15 protein-coding genes are annotated in these 14858 nt (G+C 65.1%); 10 read left to right on the forward strand and 5 right to left on the reverse strand.

Annotated elements, in window-relative coordinates:
- The first annotated feature begins 47 nt into the window (after positions 1 to 47).
- Positions 48 to 1949, forward strand: a complete 1902-nt coding sequence (locus I3J27_RS08150) for a sensor domain-containing diguanylate cyclase (protein WP_270167539.1) — start codon at positions 48 to 50, stop codon at positions 1947 to 1949.
- Between the two features lie 6 nt (positions 1950 to 1955).
- Here the strand turns inward: I3J27_RS08150 and I3J27_RS08155 are convergent, their stop codons facing one another.
- Complete coding sequence (locus I3J27_RS08155) at positions 1956 to 2126, reverse strand: SlyX family protein (RefSeq protein ID WP_270172622.1); 171 nt, start codon at positions 2124 to 2126, stop codon at positions 1956 to 1958.
- 49 nt (positions 2127 to 2175) lie between these two features.
- On the reverse strand, positions 2176 to 2928 hold the full coding sequence (gene trhO, locus I3J27_RS08160; protein ID WP_270167541.1) for an oxygen-dependent tRNA uridine(34) hydroxylase TrhO: 753 nt from the start codon (positions 2926 to 2928) through the stop codon (positions 2176 to 2178).
- 208 nt (positions 2929 to 3136) lie between these two features.
- Between trhO and ggt the strand changes: the two genes are divergently transcribed.
- The 5 genes from ggt (at position 3137) to I3J27_RS08185 (ending at position 9346) form a co-directional block, all read left to right on the forward strand.
- A complete protein-coding gene (gene ggt / locus I3J27_RS08165) occupies positions 3137 to 4723 on the forward strand; it encodes a gamma-glutamyltransferase (RefSeq protein ID WP_270167543.1) in 1587 nt (528 codons plus the stop codon).
- 169 nt (positions 4724 to 4892) lie between these two features.
- On the forward strand, positions 4893 to 5507 hold the full coding sequence (locus tag I3J27_RS08170) for a (2Fe-2S)-binding protein (RefSeq protein WP_270167545.1): 615 nt from the start codon (positions 4893 to 4895) through the stop codon (positions 5505 to 5507).
- A 3-nt stretch (positions 5508 to 5510) separates the two neighbouring features.
- Positions 5511 to 6527, forward strand: coding sequence for an FAD binding domain-containing protein (locus tag I3J27_RS08175; RefSeq protein WP_270167547.1), 1017 nt, complete (start codon positions 5511 to 5513; stop codon positions 6525 to 6527).
- Positions 6528 to 6529: 2 nt separating this feature from the next.
- The gene (locus tag I3J27_RS08180; RefSeq protein WP_270167550.1) at positions 6530 to 8821 is read left to right on the forward strand and encodes a xanthine dehydrogenase family protein molybdopterin-binding subunit; all 2292 of its coding nucleotides are present in this window, start codon (positions 6530 to 6532) and stop codon (positions 8819 to 8821) included.
- A gap of 60 nt (positions 8822 to 8881) precedes the next feature.
- Positions 8882 to 9346, forward strand: coding sequence for an FKBP-type peptidyl-prolyl cis-trans isomerase (locus tag I3J27_RS08185; protein ID WP_270167552.1), 465 nt, complete (start codon positions 8882 to 8884; stop codon positions 9344 to 9346).
- Positions 9347 to 9404: 58 nt separating this feature from the next.
- On the opposite strand, the gene I3J27_RS08190 is transcribed toward I3J27_RS08185, so the two are convergent.
- Positions 9405 to 9623, reverse strand: coding sequence for a CsbD family protein (locus I3J27_RS08190; protein WP_270167554.1), 219 nt, complete (start codon positions 9621 to 9623; stop codon positions 9405 to 9407).
- 128 nt (positions 9624 to 9751) lie between these two features.
- Here I3J27_RS08190 and I3J27_RS08195 point away from each other — a divergent pair, with 128 nt between their 5' ends.
- From I3J27_RS08195 to I3J27_RS08205, 3 genes are all read left to right on the forward strand, one after another.
- Positions 9752 to 10264 (forward strand): cupin domain-containing protein, encoded by a 513-nt coding sequence (locus I3J27_RS08195; RefSeq protein ID WP_270167556.1) that lies wholly within the window; start codon positions 9752 to 9754, stop codon positions 10262 to 10264.
- Positions 10265 to 10395: 131 nt separating this feature from the next.
- Complete coding sequence (locus I3J27_RS08200) at positions 10396 to 10824, forward strand: VOC family protein (protein ID WP_270167558.1); 429 nt, start codon at positions 10396 to 10398, stop codon at positions 10822 to 10824.
- A 42-nt stretch (positions 10825 to 10866) separates the two neighbouring features.
- On the forward strand, positions 10867 to 11355 hold the full coding sequence (locus tag I3J27_RS08205) for a VOC family protein (protein WP_270167565.1): 489 nt from the start codon (positions 10867 to 10869) through the stop codon (positions 11353 to 11355).
- 160 nt (positions 11356 to 11515) lie between these two features.
- On the opposite strand, the gene I3J27_RS08210 is transcribed toward I3J27_RS08205, so the two are convergent.
- Positions 11516 to 12649, reverse strand: coding sequence for a hypothetical protein (locus tag I3J27_RS08210; RefSeq protein ID WP_270172624.1), 1134 nt, complete (start codon positions 12647 to 12649; stop codon positions 11516 to 11518).
- 2 nt (positions 12650 to 12651) lie between these two features.
- On the reverse strand, positions 12652 to 13353 hold the full coding sequence (locus I3J27_RS08215; RefSeq protein ID WP_306417056.1) for a FecR family protein: 702 nt from the start codon (positions 13351 to 13353) through the stop codon (positions 12652 to 12654).
- Positions 13354 to 13404: 51 nt separating this feature from the next.
- On the opposite strand from I3J27_RS08215, the gene I3J27_RS08220 reads away from it, so the two are divergent.
- Positions 13405 to 14835, forward strand: coding sequence for a phospholipid carrier-dependent glycosyltransferase (locus I3J27_RS08220; RefSeq protein ID WP_270172626.1), 1431 nt, complete (start codon positions 13405 to 13407; stop codon positions 14833 to 14835).
- Positions 14836 to 14858: the final 23 nt, after the last annotated feature.

A 14858-nucleotide genomic window follows, 5' to 3' on the forward strand; every position in this document is an offset into this window, starting at 1 on the left:
CAATAACAGAAGCGGTGGAACTTCCGGATAACGGAGAGTTCTGCCGCATGAACGTCACCTCACAACGAGCTGGATGGAGCCGCCTGCCGCTGCGCGCGGCGGCGTTCGTCGTGCTCACTTGCGCGACCATCCTCGGCGTCAGCGGCTGGCGTGAATGGGCCGCGCGCGATGCGGTGCTCAAGGGCGCCGAGACCGAGATGGCGAACGTCGCCCGCTCGCTGACGCAGCATGCCGAGGACAGCCTCGATCTGCTCGATTCCGGCGTCATCGGCGTCGTCACCCGGCTGGAGATGGACGGCACCGAGCCCGCCACGATCGCCAAGCTGCGCAACCTCCTGGAGGCGCGCAAGAAGGCGATGGAGCGCGTGCACAGCCTCGCCATCATCGACGACCGCGGCAACTGGCTGACCTCGCCCGGCACGATCGCCTCGACGCTCAGCGACGACGCGTTCTTCCGCCATCACCAGCTTTCCCCCAAGCGCGAGCCCTTTGTCGGCCATCCCGTGAAGAGCCTGCTCGACGGCGAATGGGTCGTCACGCTGTCGCGCCGCTTCAACAAGCCCGATGGCAGCTTCGGGGGCGTGGTGCTTGCGACCATCAGCTCCAACTATCTCTCGCATTTCTACGAGCAGTTCGAGATCGGCCGCAACAGCTCGGTGTCGCTCACGCATGGCGACGGCCTGATGATCGCGCGCAACCCCAGCAACGAAACATTCGTCGGACGCAGCGTTTCCGACAAGCCGTTGTTCCGCGACGCTAGCCTGCAACGGCCGAGTGGGGTCTACTATTTCAAGTCTCCGCTGGACGGCGCCGAGCGCGTCAGCTTCTTCAAGCGCTCGGGCCGTTTCCCGCTTCTTCTGCTTGCCACCGTCGACAAGGACGAGTTGCTCGCGCCCTGGCGCACTGCTGCGATTTCCCGGATGCTCTACGTGCTCGCGCTGGTCATGCTGATCGCGGTGATCGGCGCGGTGCTGGTGCGGCAGTTGCAACGCGGCCAGCGCATGGCTGCCGCGCTAATCGAGAAGGAAGCGCATTTCCGCCTGCTCGCGGAAGGCTCCAGCGACATGGTGACGCGTATCGGGCTCGACGAGCGGCTGCGCTACGTCTCGCCCTCGGCGGCCCGCGTCGTCGGCTGGCGCGCCAATCAACTGATCGGAACGCCCGCGCTCGCCGGCATTCATGCGGAAGACCGGCCGCACGTCCAGGCCATCGTGGATGCCATGAAGCGCGGCGACGCGGAGGAGGCGCGCGTCACCTACCGTAACACGCACCGGACCAACACCGAGGTCTGGCTCGAATCGACCATGCGCGTCACGCGCAAGGACAACGGCAAGGTCGACGGCGTGGTCGCGATCTCGCGCGACATCACCGAGCAGAAGAAGCTGGAGACCCGGCTCGAAACGCTCGCGATCGAGGACGGCCTCACCGGGCTTGCCAACCGCCGCCGCTTCGACGAGCGGCTCAGCGAGGAATGGGCGCGCGCCTATCGCGACCGCTCGAGCCTTGCCTTGCTGATGATCGACGTTGATCATTTCAAGGCCTATAACGACGAATACGGCCATCCCGCGGGCGATGCCTGCCTGCGGGTGGTGGCCCAGGTCATCGCCGCCGAGATGAAGCGTCCGGGCGATTTGGCTGCGCGCTATGGCGGCGAGGAATTCGCCATGCTGCTGCCGAACACCGACGCCGCCGGCTGCGCCCGGATCGGCGAGCGGATCCGCAAGGCCATCCGCGAGGCAGGCCTCGTCCACACCTCCAATCATGCGTCAGGCTACGTCACCGCTTCGCTCGGTGGCGCCGCCTGCCGGCCGGCGCTGGAGCGCACCGCCGGTGTCGGCACGCTGATCGAGGCCGCCGATCAGGCGCTCTATGCGGCGAAGGAAGCCGGCCGCGACCAGCTGATGATGTCGGTCGAGGTGGTGCACCTGCCCAAGGCGTCGGGCGAGTAATATCGCTCAATAATGCGGCGGGCGCTCGTTGGCAGGGCCCGGCGCATTCGTTTCGGCTTCCTGAAGCCGCTCACCGAGCTCTGCGATCTTCCGCGTCAGCATATCGATCTGCTTCCACTGCGCGGTGATGGTCTGGTTCAGCGTCTCGATGGTGTCGTCCTGATAGGCGATGCGCATCTCCAGCGCGTCGACGCGCTCGCCAAGAATCTCGCCGGGCGTCTTGATCTCATTTGTCACGGCCGTGTCCCTTGTCTTTTTCGCGCAAACCGTGACCGAGCGCGACGCGCTCGTCGAACACAAAACATTCGCCGCGCCAGCGGCTCTGCGCCTCCGGCACCTCTTCCAGATATTTCAAAATGCCGCCCCTGAGGTGATAGACCTCGGCAAAGCCGCGCGCGAGCAGATGCGCGCTCGCCTTCTCGCAGCGGATGCCGCCGGTGCAGAACATCGCGATCCTGCGATGCCTGGCCGGATCGAGTTGCTCGGCGGCAAAGTCCTTGAACTGGCCGAAGCTTCTGATGCCGGGATCGACCGCGCCCTCGAACGTCCCCATCGCGACCTCGAAGGCGTTGCGGGTGTCGAGGACGAGCGTGTCGGGCGCCGCGATCAGCGTGTTCCATTCGGCCGCATCGACATAAGTGCCGACCTGCCGGGTCGGGTCGGCGGCCTCGTCGCCGAGCGTGACGATCTCCTTCTTCAGCCGCACCTTGAGCCGGCCGAACGGAATTGCCTCCGCAGTCGAGAACTTCAATTCGAGATTGTTCAGCCGGCCGCCGAACAGGCCGCCATGCGCGAGCTCGTGGATGAAGGCGTCGACCGCCTCCGGCGCGCCGGCAATCGTGCCGTTGATGCCCTCGCGAGCCAGCAGCACGCTGCCCTTCAGCGCGAGGCCGGCGGAGAACGCGCGCAGCGGCTCGCGCAGCTCGCGATATTCGGGCAGGGCGGCGAATTGATAGAAGGCGGCGACCTTGTAAGTCATGCCGGCTCGTTTAGCAGGCGGCCACCGCTCAGAAAACCCGCATGGCCCCGGACGGCAAAAGGTCTATACGCCCAGCGGATGGCAGCCATTTCCCTGGTATGCCAGCATTGCCCCGCCGGGCCGGAATGTGTCATGTAAGCCCGGTTTTTCCGAGATGGCGTGCGATCCGCGCCCACCCCCCAGGGGCCCTAACGAGAGCAAGAATTCGATGAGAAATTTCCACTTCCCCGGCAGGTCCACGGTCCATGCCACCAACGCGATGGTGGCGACCTCGCATCCGCAGGCCTCGCTCGCGGCGATCGAGGTACTGCGCGAGGGCGGCACGGCGGTGGACGCGGCGGTGGCGGGCTCTGCGCTGCTCGGCGTGATCGAGCCGCAGTCGACCGGCATCGGCGGCGACTGCTTCGCGCTGATCCAGCCGCGCGGCGAAGGCAAGATCATCGCCTATAACGGCTCCGGCCGGGCGCCGAAGGCGGCCAACGCCGACTGGTATCTCGAGCGCAAGATCAATTCCGTGCCGCTGACCTCGGCGCATGCGGTTTCGATTCCCGGCGTGATCGACGCGTTCGCGACCGTGCTGCGCGACCACGGCAAGTTCGGCTTCGACCGGCTGCTCCAGCCCGCGATCAAGGCGGCGGAGGAAGGCTATGTTGTCGCGCCCCGCATCGCTTTCGACTGGAAGAACCAATTCGAGAAGCTGAAGGGTGGCACCAACACGGTGCGCTACCTGCTGCCGGGCGGCAAGCCGCCGGTGGCCGGCGACGTCATCCGCCAGGCCGAGCTCGGCAAGACGCTGCGTGCGATCGCCAAGGACGGCCGCGACGCCTTCTACAAGGGCGCGATCGCCGAAGACATGGTCGAGACCCTGCGCGGCATCGGCGGTCTGCACACGCTCGACGATTTCGCCGCCCACACCACCGAGACGACGACGCCGATCGGCACCATGTACAAGGGCCATGACGTCTGGCAGTGCCCGCCGAACGGCCCCGGCGTCACCGCGCTGTTGATGCTCAACATCCTGTCGCGCTTCGACCTCACCAAATACGCGCCCGTCAGCGTCGAGCGCTTCCATCTGGAGGCGGAAGCCGCGCGCATCGCCTATATGAACCGCGAGATGCATGTCGCCTCTCCCGAGCACATGAAGATCAACGTCGCCGAGATGCTCGAAAAGGGCTTTGCCGATGAGCACATCGCAAAAATCCGCATGGACGGCATGCTCGACCTGCCGAACGTCGCGCCGCCGATGAATCCCTCGACCATCTACATCACGGTCGTGGACAAGGATCGCAACGTCTGCTCGTTCATCAACTCGGTCGCGCATTCCTTCGGCTCGGCCATCGTCTCCAACAAGACCGGCGTCCTGTTGCAGAACCGCGCCGGCGGTTTCCGCATCCAGCCGGGCCATCCCAACTGCATCGAGGGCGGCAAGCGCCCATTGCACACGATCATGCCGAGCCTCATGACCAAGGGCGGCCGCTCCGTGATGCCGTTCGCGGTGATGGGTGGACAGTATCAGCCGGTCGGACAGACCCACGTCGTGACCAACATCCTCGACTATGGTTGCGACGTGCAGGAGGCGATCGACATGCCGCGCGGCCTGCACTACGAGGGCCAGTACCAGCTCGAGAACAGCGTGCCGGCCGACATCGTCGAGGGCCTCAAGAAGCTCGGCCACAAGACCACCAGCGTGGTTGGCCCGCTCGGCGGCGCGCAGGCGATCTGGATCGACTGGGACAAGGGCACGCTCACCGGTGGCTCGGATCCGCGCAAGGACGGCTGCGCGCTGGGCTATTGATCGGCGCGCGGGACAAGGTTCCTGGCGCAAGATCAGAAAAAATTGACGAAGGGCGGCGCGGCATTGGCTGCGCCGCCCTTTTCCGTTCGGAACGGAGCTCATGGCCCCAAGTTGACGGGCGGGGAGCGCAGGCGTGCGCTGCCTTGTCTTGAAGCGGCGGAGGTCGTCCATGTCCGACAATTCAAGTTCCAGACCATCCGGATTCGATCGGCGCGCCTTCATGACGGGCGTCGCCGGCGGCGTGCTTGTTCCGCTGACCGCGCGCGCGGCCGCGCAGGATGCGAGACCGCCAGCTGCGCAGGATCCGGCGCTTCCCGTCGAGGTCACGCTACGGGTGAACGGCCAGGATAAGCGCCTCCAACTCGACGCGCGCACCACGGTGCTCGATGCGCTGCGCGATCATATGGGCCTCACCGGCAGCAAGAAGGGCTGTGACCACGGCCAGTGCGGCGCCTGCACGGTGCTGATCGGCGACCGCCGGGTCGTCTCCTGCCTGACGCTCGCGCTCGCCGCCGAAGGTGAGGAGATCACGACCATCGAAGGCCTCGCCACCAATGAGCGCCTGCATCCGATGCAGCAGGCCTTCGTCGACAACGACGCCTTCCAATGCGGCTATTGCACGCCCGGCCAGATCATGTCGGCGATCGCCTGCGTCAAGGAGGGGCACGCGGGAAGCGAGGCCGACATCCGCGAATATATGAGCGGCAACATCTGCCGTTGCGCCGCCTATCCCAACATCGTCGCCGCCGTGAAGCAGGCCGCGCCCGAGATCATGAAGGGTTAGGCCATGCGACCTTTTTCATATCAGAGGGCGACAGACCCCAATATGGCCGTGCAGGCATTGAGCGCCGCCGCAGCCGCCAACGATCCGCTGACCCAGGCGACGGCGCAGCCGCTTGCCGGGGGCACCACGCTGATCGATTTGATGAAGCTCGATGTGATGCGACCCGTCGCGATCGTCGATATCAATCCGCTCGCACCCGGCTGGTCGGCAATCGAGCCGGGCGGCGACAAATTGCGGCTTGGCGCGCTTGCGAAAATGTCCGATGTAGCGGCGCATGACGAGATCCAGCGCAACTACCCCGTCATCGCCAATTCCCTGAAGCTTGCGGCCAGCGCCCAGTTGCGCAACATGGCGACGCTCGGCGGCAACGTGATGCAGAGGACGCGCTGCAGCTATTTCCGCGATGTTTCGTACCAGAGCTGCAACAAACGCAATCCCGGCTCCGGCTGTGCCGCGATTGACGGTGTCAACCGCATGCATGCGGTGCTCGGCATCTCCGACCAGTGCATCGCGACCTATCCCGGCGACTTTGCGCAAGCGCTGATCGCGCTTGACGCCACCGTCGAAATCGTCGGCAAGTCCGGCGCGCGCAACATGCCGTTTGCCCAGCTGCACAAGGCGCCGGGCAATACGCCCGACATCGAGACCTCGCTCCAGCCCGGTGAGCTGATCTCGGCCTTCGTCATTCCCGGCCGCTGGCCACGCTCGGTCTATCTCAAGGCGCGCGACCGGCAATCCTTTGAGTTCGCGCTGTCGTCGGCTGCCATCGCGCTCGACCTACCGGACGGCACGATCCGGGACGCGCGCGTTGCGCTCGGCGGCGTCGCCACCGTGCCCTGGCGGGCACGCGAGGCGGAAGCCCTGCTGAAGGGGCAGAAGTTCGACGAAGGGCTGGCGCAGCGCGTCGCCGATGCCGCTTTTGCAGACGCGAGGGGCCGACAGCACAACAGCTTCAAGATCGCGCTCGGCAAGCGCGTGGTGGCACGCGCGCTCCAGCAGGCCGTAACGATGGAGATCTGACCATGACCGCTGCTGCCCCCGAGCCGAAGGCGAATATGGGCCGGTCCGTGCCGCGCTATGACGCGGTCTCGAAGGTCACGGGGCGGGCGACCTATGCGTCCGACATGCCGCTGCCCAATCCGGCCTATGCGTTCCTCGTCACCAGCGCCATCGCCAAGGGTCGCGTCGACGGTTTCGATCTCGACGATGCCAGGCGTGTCCGCGGTATGATCGAGATCGTCACGCATGAGAACGCGCCGAAGCTGAAGGAGTCGAAACTGTTCAGCAATGGTGGTTACGCCGGGACCACGATCCAGCCGCTGAAATCGGCCGAGATTGCCCATGACGGCCAGATCATCGCGGTCGTCATCGCCGAAAGCTATGAGGCTGCGCGCGAAGCCGCCAATCGGGTCAAGGTCAGCTATACGGCCACGACGCCGACTGCGACTTTCGACTCGCCGGGAACGACGACGGCGGCGGCGAAGGGACAGAACGCGCTGTTCAAGGAAGATCCGAAGGTCGGCGATTTCGCCAAGGCGTTCGATGCGGCCGAGGTGAAGCTCACAGCGTCCTATGACACGCCGACGCAGCACCACAATCCGATGGAGCTGTTCACGACGAGCTGCGTCTGGATGGGCGACGATCTCGTCATCTACGAACCCAGCCAATATGTCTATGGATTGAAGAATGGCGTGGCCGAGCAACTCGGCATCGACGCCGACAAGGTCCGGGTCGTCAATCCCTATGTCGGCGGCGGATTTGGCTCGCGTGGCTCGATGACGCCGCGCACCGCCATCATTGCCGGCATCGCCAGGCGCCTGAACCGGCCGGTCAAGCTCGTGCCGACCCGCGACCAGGGCTTTACTATCACGACCCACCGCGCCGAGACTCGGCATGAGATCAAGCTGGGCGCCAGCCGTGACGGCAAGCTCGTCGCGCTCAGGCACGAGGGTGCAGAGGTCTCCTCGCGCCCCGATGCCTATTGCGTCGGCGGCACCAAGACCACGACGCGGCTGTATGCCTGCCCGAATGTCGACAGCCTGGTGTCGATCGTGCGCGCCGACCGCAACACGCCGGGCTTCATGCGTTCTCCGCCGGAGGTGCCGTATCTGTTCGCGCTGGAGAGCGCGATGGACGAGCTCGCGGTGAAGCTCAATATGGATCCGGTCGAGCTCCGCCGCATCAACGACACCACCAATGAGCCGATCGGCGGCAAGCCCTATACGTCGCGGTCACTGATGGCGTGCTTCGATGAAGCCGCGAAAGCGTTCGGCTGGGCGCAGCGCTCGCCCGAGCCGAAATCGATGTCGGAGGGCGACTGGTTGATCGGCTATGGCTGCGCCGCCACCTGCTATCCGACGCAGATGGCGCCGTCCGCGGCGCGCGTGCGGCTCCAGCGCGACGGCCGCACCCGGGTCGAGATCGCCGGCCATGAAATCGGCACCGGCGCCTATACGGTCATCGCGCAGACCGCGGCCGAGCGGCTCGGCGTGCCCCTGGAAAAGGTCTCCGTTTTCATGGGCGACAGCGACCTGCCGCCGGCGCCGGTCGCGGGCGGTTCGAATTCGACCGCCAGCACCTGCTCGGCGGTGATGATGGTGTGCGATCAGATTCGTCAAAGGCTGTTCAAGGCCGTGATGCCGGGCGACAGCCTCACCGACAAGGCGAGGGAAACGATCGGCATGGGCCAGGCGCCGACAACCCAGGCGGCCAAGAGTGATCGGCCGCTCGATATCGAGAAGGCATTTGATGCACTCGGTGTCGGCCTGGTCGAGGAATATGGCGAGTGGAAGCCGGACGGCGCGCCGCTGGATTCGTTCAAGGCGATGCACAGCGGGCATGTGCGGCTGGTCGGCGGTCCCGAGATGAAGGACAAGATCGCTTATGCGTTCGGCGCCGAGTTCGTCGAGGTCCGGGTCAACCGCTTCACCCACGAGATCCGTGCGCCGCGGCTGGTGGGCGCCTTTGCGGCAGGCCGCATCATGAACCCGCGCACGGCGCGCAGCCAGCTCATGGGCGGGCTGATCTGGGGCATGTCCTCGGCGCTGCTCGAGGCCACCGAGATCGACGAGCGCACCGCGCGCTACGTCAATCACAATCTCGCCGACTATCTTGTGCCGGTGAATGCGGACGTGGCAGGCGTCGAGGTGATCCTGCTCTCCGAGCAGGACGATCACATCAACCCCGCAGGTGCGAAGGGGCTCGGCGAGCTCGCCAATGTCGGCACCAATGCCGCGATCTGCAACGCGATCCATCACGCCACGGGCCAGCGCATCCGCAAGCTGCCGGTGCGGCTGGAAAATATCGAGGTTTGAGGGGTGGAAACCCTACGCACGTTGCGCTAGACACCTCCCGCCTCAAACGGAAGGTGTCTAATGCAGCGTTTTCAGCGCGTGCTCCTCGCCATCATGTCGGCACTCGCGATCACCGTGATCGGCGGCGTCTCGACATTCGTTTCCACCACGGCCTCGGCCCAGACCGCAGGAAAGACCATGACCACAGCTTCAGGCTTGCAGATCATCGACACCGTCGCCGGCGACGGCGCCTCGCCAAAACCCGGCCAGATCTGCGTGATGCATTACACCGGCTGGCTCTATGAGAATGGCCAGAAGGGCAAGAAATTCGACTCGTCGGTCGATCGCAAGGAGCCGTTCGAGTTTCCGATCGGCAAGGGGCGCGTCATCGCCGGCTGGGACGAGGGCGTCGCCTCGATGAAGGTCGGCGGCAAGCGCACGCTGATCATTCCGCCGCAGCTCGGCTACGGCGCCCGCGGCGCCGGCGGTGTGATCCCGCCGAACGCGACGCTGATGTTCGACGTGGAATTGCTCGCGGTGAAGTGACCGCACAAACAAAAAGACCGGCCTTTCGGCCGGTCTTTTCATTTCCAATTTACGCGCGCTACTCTGTCGCGCGACGTGCCGCTGCGGCGGCGCGATCGATCGCTTCCTTCGCCGCGTCCTTGGCATCGCCCATGGCCTGCTGGCCCTTGCCCTTCACTTCCTGGACCGCGCCTTCGCCCTTCATGCGATCGGAGCCGGTGGCCTCGCCGATGCCCTGCTTGGCCTTGCCGATTGCCTCGTTGGCGGTGCCCTTGATCTTGTCGCTCGTGCTACCCATGAAACTCTCCTTCCAGATGGCTCGGGGAGACAACATCTGGCGGCTATGAGGGTTCCGATTTTGGGTATGGCTTGACGTCGCGGCTTTGGTTAGGTTCGCCCGCACGGAACCAACAGAAAGCAAGTCCCATGACCGGCCATGACCATTCGCATACCCACCATGACCACGATCATGACGATCGCTGGAAACATGACGGCGTGCGCGTCATTCCCGGCAACCAGCTCGATACCAACGTGCCGTCAACGGCAGGCATGGATCGCGCGGCCGCGATCAATTTCGCACGCGTCGGCGCGCAGAAATTGTGGGCGGGCACGGTCAGCATCAGGCCCGACGCCAAGACCGGCGCGCATCACCACGGCCATCTCGAAAGCGTCATCTATGTGGTGAAGGGCAAGGCGCGGATGCGCTGGGGCGAGAGCCTGCAATTCACCGCGGAAGCCGGCCCCGGCGATTTCATTTTCGTCCCGCCTTACGTGCCGCATCAGGAGATCAACGCCAGTCCCGATGAGGTGCTGGAATGCGTGCTGGTGCGCAGCGACGGCGAGGCGGTCGCGATCAATCTCGACATCGAGCCGGTCGAGAAGCCCGAGACCGTGCTGTGGGTCGACCCGATCCATCGGGACCCGAACGAGAAGAAGTAACGCCGCCCAAGGGGACGTGGGGTTCGGTGCGACAGAACCCCGCAGACCTGGGCCGGAAAAAATTCCGGAAGCCGTGTCGGATGGCCGTGGGGCCGTCCGTCCTTGGGCAGAACCCGCCCAAGGAGCTTCCGATGCCCAGGATGATCTTCCTCAATCTGCCAGTGACCGACCTCAAGCGCGCGACCGCCTTTTACGAGGCGATCGGCGCGACCAGGAACCCGCAATTTAGCGACGATACGGCGAGCTGCATGGTCTTTTCCGAGACCATCTACGCGATGCTGACGACCCATGACAAATTCCGTCAGTTCACGCCGAAGCCGATCGCGGATGCAAAGACCTCGAACCAGGCGCTGTTCTGCCTGTCCGCCGACAGCCGGAACGAGGTCGATGATATCGTCGACCGTGCCGAGGCCGCAGGCGGGGTGGCAGATCCCAGCCCGAAGGACGAGTACAGCTTCATGTACGGCCGCAGCTTCGAGGACCCGGATGGTCACATGTGGGGGGTGAACTGGCTGGACATGGCAGCGGCCCCCAAGCAGCCCGACATGGCGAACGCCTGATCGAAGCCCCGAACATCGAGAATCTGAAGAGGAGCATTGACGATGTCCAAGCTCGTGCCCTGCATGTGGTTCAACGGCGACGCCGAGGAAGCCGCGAAGTTCTACGTCTCGCTCGTGCCGAATTCGGCGATCACGCACGTCCAGCGCAACGTCTCGGATGGCCCGTCCGGCAAGGAAGGCTCCGTGCTCGTCGTCGAGTTCACGGTGGCCGGCCAGCCTCTGGTCGCGCTCAACGGCGGCATGAAGATGGAATACACCCACGCGCTCTCGCTGATGATCCATTGCGATGATCAGGCCCAGGTCGACAGCGTCTGGAATGCCTTCCTCGCGCATGGCGGCAGGGAAGAGCAGTGTGGCTGGCTCAGGGACGGCTGGGGCGTGGCCTGGCAGGTGGTGCCGAAAGTCATGTTCGAATTCCTGACGAGCCCGGACAAGGCCGCCGCCGCGCGCGCGATGCAGGCGATGATGAAGATGGTGAAGCTCGACGTGGATGTCTTGCGCCGCGCGTTCGAGGGCAAGTCGGCGGCGTGAGGGGCGTAGTCTCTCCACACACGCGGCGTCATCGCCCGCGAAGGCGGGCGATCCAGTATTCCAGAGGCGGGTGTGATTGAGTCGAGAGGCTGCGGCGTACTGGATGCCCCGCCTTCGCGGGGCATGACGGCGGAATTTGCGGCTGGGCTCGAACCAAGCTTCAATAATTAATCCGCAGCCCCACACCGCCATGAATCGTGTTGCCCACCGGCTGCCGGCCGAGCGTGCCGTTGGCGAAGAGATCCACCACCCAGCCCTTCTGCACGCGGAAGCCCAAGCGGCCGCCATATTCGAACCAGCCCTGGTTGCCCATGGTCGGTACCACCACGCCGTCGCCGGTCACGGTGGCGACGATGCCGCTGTGGCTGGCGAAGGACTGCACCCAGCCGCCGTTGATATTGGTCTCGATGTTGCTGCCGAAGAGATGGGTCCACTGTCCCCCGATCTTGACCAGGCTAGTGCGGTCGGTGCCGGTCGCGATCGTGGCGTCGAACGGATTGAACGCGACCGCGCCGTCGCCGTAGCCCGAGACACGTTGCCAGAGTTGCCAGACCTCGATCGAAGCGGCGACCTCGTCGCGCGGCGACACGCGGCTGATCCAGCCGGCGCGGCCGTACACGGCGTAGTTCGAAGCGTTGGTCGAGCCCGTGACGGTGACCGGACCGAGGCTGGTGTTGTAGCTGCGCGTATAGCGCGCCTTTTCCCACGGCGTCAGGATGGTGCCGACGTCGAAGAACGGGCGCGAAGCGCCCCAATCGGTGAAGTCATAGCGTAGTGCAAAGGCGCCGATCGGAGCGCTGGTGATGTGATAGCCGCCCTCATTGTATTGCGTGTAGGCGATGCCGGCGAGCAGCGACAGATTGTTGGTGAGCTCCTTGCGGCCGTGGATGCCGGCCGAGAACGAGCCGGCCGAGCCGAACGCGCTGATGCAGTCGCTGCAATTGATCTGCTCGTTCACGCCGAGCAGCACCGTGCCGAGCACCCGGTTGGTGATCATCTGGTTGAAGCGCTGGCCCGCGAGGCCGCCGATCGAGTTGCCGCTGGAATCGGCGCCGGTCGGGCCCGGCGTGGGCGACGGATAGGGGCTCGGCGAAGGCGAGGGGGTCGGCGTGGGTGTCGGCGTCGGGGACGGTGAATAGGTCGGCGAGGGGTAGGGCGTCGGCTCGCCGCACTCGGATTCGCAAGCGGCCGCCTGGGCAGCCGCCGGTCGCGCAACGAACGCGACAAGTGCAAGCGCAGCCACTGCGATGAGCGCGCTGGCGAGGATGAAGCGCTTCAAGCGAAACGTTGCCATCATCACTGCCCGCACAGCATGCCGTCGTCCTGGACGGCGGGCGTGATGGTCGGCGAGGCGCCGGCATATTGGTTGACCGAGCACAGCCCGGCGCTCGCGGCGCAGTTGGCGGCGAAGGTCCAGGGCGGCGTGTTGGTCTTGGTGATGCTGACCCTGCCGCCCGCCGAGACAATCACGGCGGTATCGCCGGGCTGGGTGAGCTGCACGCATTGGAGGCTCGTCGTGCAGACGCTGGCCGCACCATCCTGGAGCACGACGACGGAGCGACCGCGCTGGGAGAGGATGTCGAGCGTGGTGCCGCGCACGCCGATGGTCGCGAGCGGCGTCGTGATCTTGTAGGCGGTCTTCTCCGAATGGCCGGTGACGAAACGGAATGCGCCGGTGGTCATGCGGATCGCGACGTCGCGATAGCTGTGCTCGTCGTTGAAGACGGTGCGGTCGAGCTTCAGCGTCGCGCCCGGCCCCAGCGAGAGGTTGGTGCTGTCGGCCATGACGAAGCGCGCCGCGCTGCCGGCGCCGGTGCGCACGGTCTCGTCGCGCAGCATGCTGTCGCCGACATTGATCGGCGTCGTGGTCGCGGTCACGCGCACCACTTCGTTCTGGATCAATACGGCCTCGCCGACGCGCGTCTGCGCCTGCGCGCAAGGGCTTGCGCACAATGCGGCCGATAGCAGTGTAGGGAAAAGCCAGAAACGCAAATTCATTTCGCAACCGATCGATGTGTCCCTGACCGTACCGGATCGCGCATGCTTCTGATGTGGCGAAATTATCACAAGCGGCGCGGGACGTGCGTTATGCTTAGTGACAGTTGCGGCGGAATGCGTTCAATGAAAACTGCCGTCTTTGTTTTTCTCCGCGGTGAAGCAGATTTGCCACGCAAAACACCCCCACAACAGTCGCTCGAATTGCCTGCGGTTCCGAAGGTGTCGCGGAGCGCAGTGATTGCTGTCGCAATCTTCCTGTTTGCGCATCTGACGCTGCTGATCGGTCTCACCACGCCGGAGAAGTTCGTCTTCGACGAGGTGCATTACGTGCCCGCGGCGCGGCAGATGCTGGCACCCACGATGTCGCAGCCAATGCTCAATCCGATGCATCCGCCGCTGGCCAAGGAGCTGATCGCGGCGTCGATCGCGGCCTTTGGCGACAATGCGTTGGGCTGGCGCTATCCGGCGACATTGTTCGGCGCGCTCGCAATCGTCGCGATCTATCTGTGCGGGCTTGCGCTGTTCTCCGCGCAAGGGCCCGCGATCGCCGCCGCGCTGATCGCAGGCTTGAACCAGATGCTCTACGTGCAGGCGCGCATCGCCATGCTCGACATCTTTGCGCTCGGCCTCAGTCTGCTCGCGATGGCCGCCTTCATGCACGGTTTTCGAAGGGATCGCCCGCATGCGCTGTTCGCGCTCGCGGGCAGCTTGTTCGGTTGTGCTGCGGCCTGCAAATGGAGTGGCCTGTTTCCGCTCGGCATCTGCATCGCCATCGTTGCGGTGATCCGCCTGATGCAGGGCTGGCGCACGCTGTTTGCGGACGCGAAGCCCGGCGACTGGTATCGGCCCGATCTCTGGCCCGACTTTCGCGTGCATCACGCGACGCTCTGCTTCGCCGTCTTGCCGGCGCTGACCTATCTTGCCGCCTTCGTTCCGCTCTACGGATTGTCGCTCCCGGATCTGATCGAGGCGCAGCGCCGGATCTTCGCCGACAACACCACCACCGCGATCGCCGGCCACACCTATATGAGCGCGTGGCCGTCCTGGCCGCTGCTGGCGCGCCCGGTGTGGTTCCTGTTCGACAAGACTGCGGATGACAGCGTCTCCGCGATCGTCTTCCTCGGCAATCCGCTGGTGCTGTGGCCGGCGCTGCCCGCACTCGCCGTGGTGCTGCGCGATTTCATCGTCGCGCGCCGTTGGGATGCATTCCTCATTGCAGCGTTCTATTTCGGCTCCTGGCTCGCCTGGGCCTTGCTGCCGCGCACCCTGGGCTTCATCTACTACTATCTGCCGGCCGCAACCGTAGCCTCGCTTGCGCTGGTCTATGTCCTGCGAAAGGAAGGGCTGCCGCGCTGGCTGCTGTGGGCCTATGTCGGCATCGCCGCGGTCGGCTTTGCGGTGATGCTGCCGATCTCGGCGGCCTTCGTCGGCACCTCGATGCCGACCTTCAACCGGCTGATGTTGTTCCAGAGCTGGATCTAGTGCCCGCCTGCATGCATATGCGC

The sequence above is a fragment of the Bradyrhizobium xenonodulans genome (assembly GCF_027594865.1).
Lineage (GTDB): Bacteria > Pseudomonadota > Alphaproteobacteria > Rhizobiales > Xanthobacteraceae > Bradyrhizobium > Bradyrhizobium xenonodulans.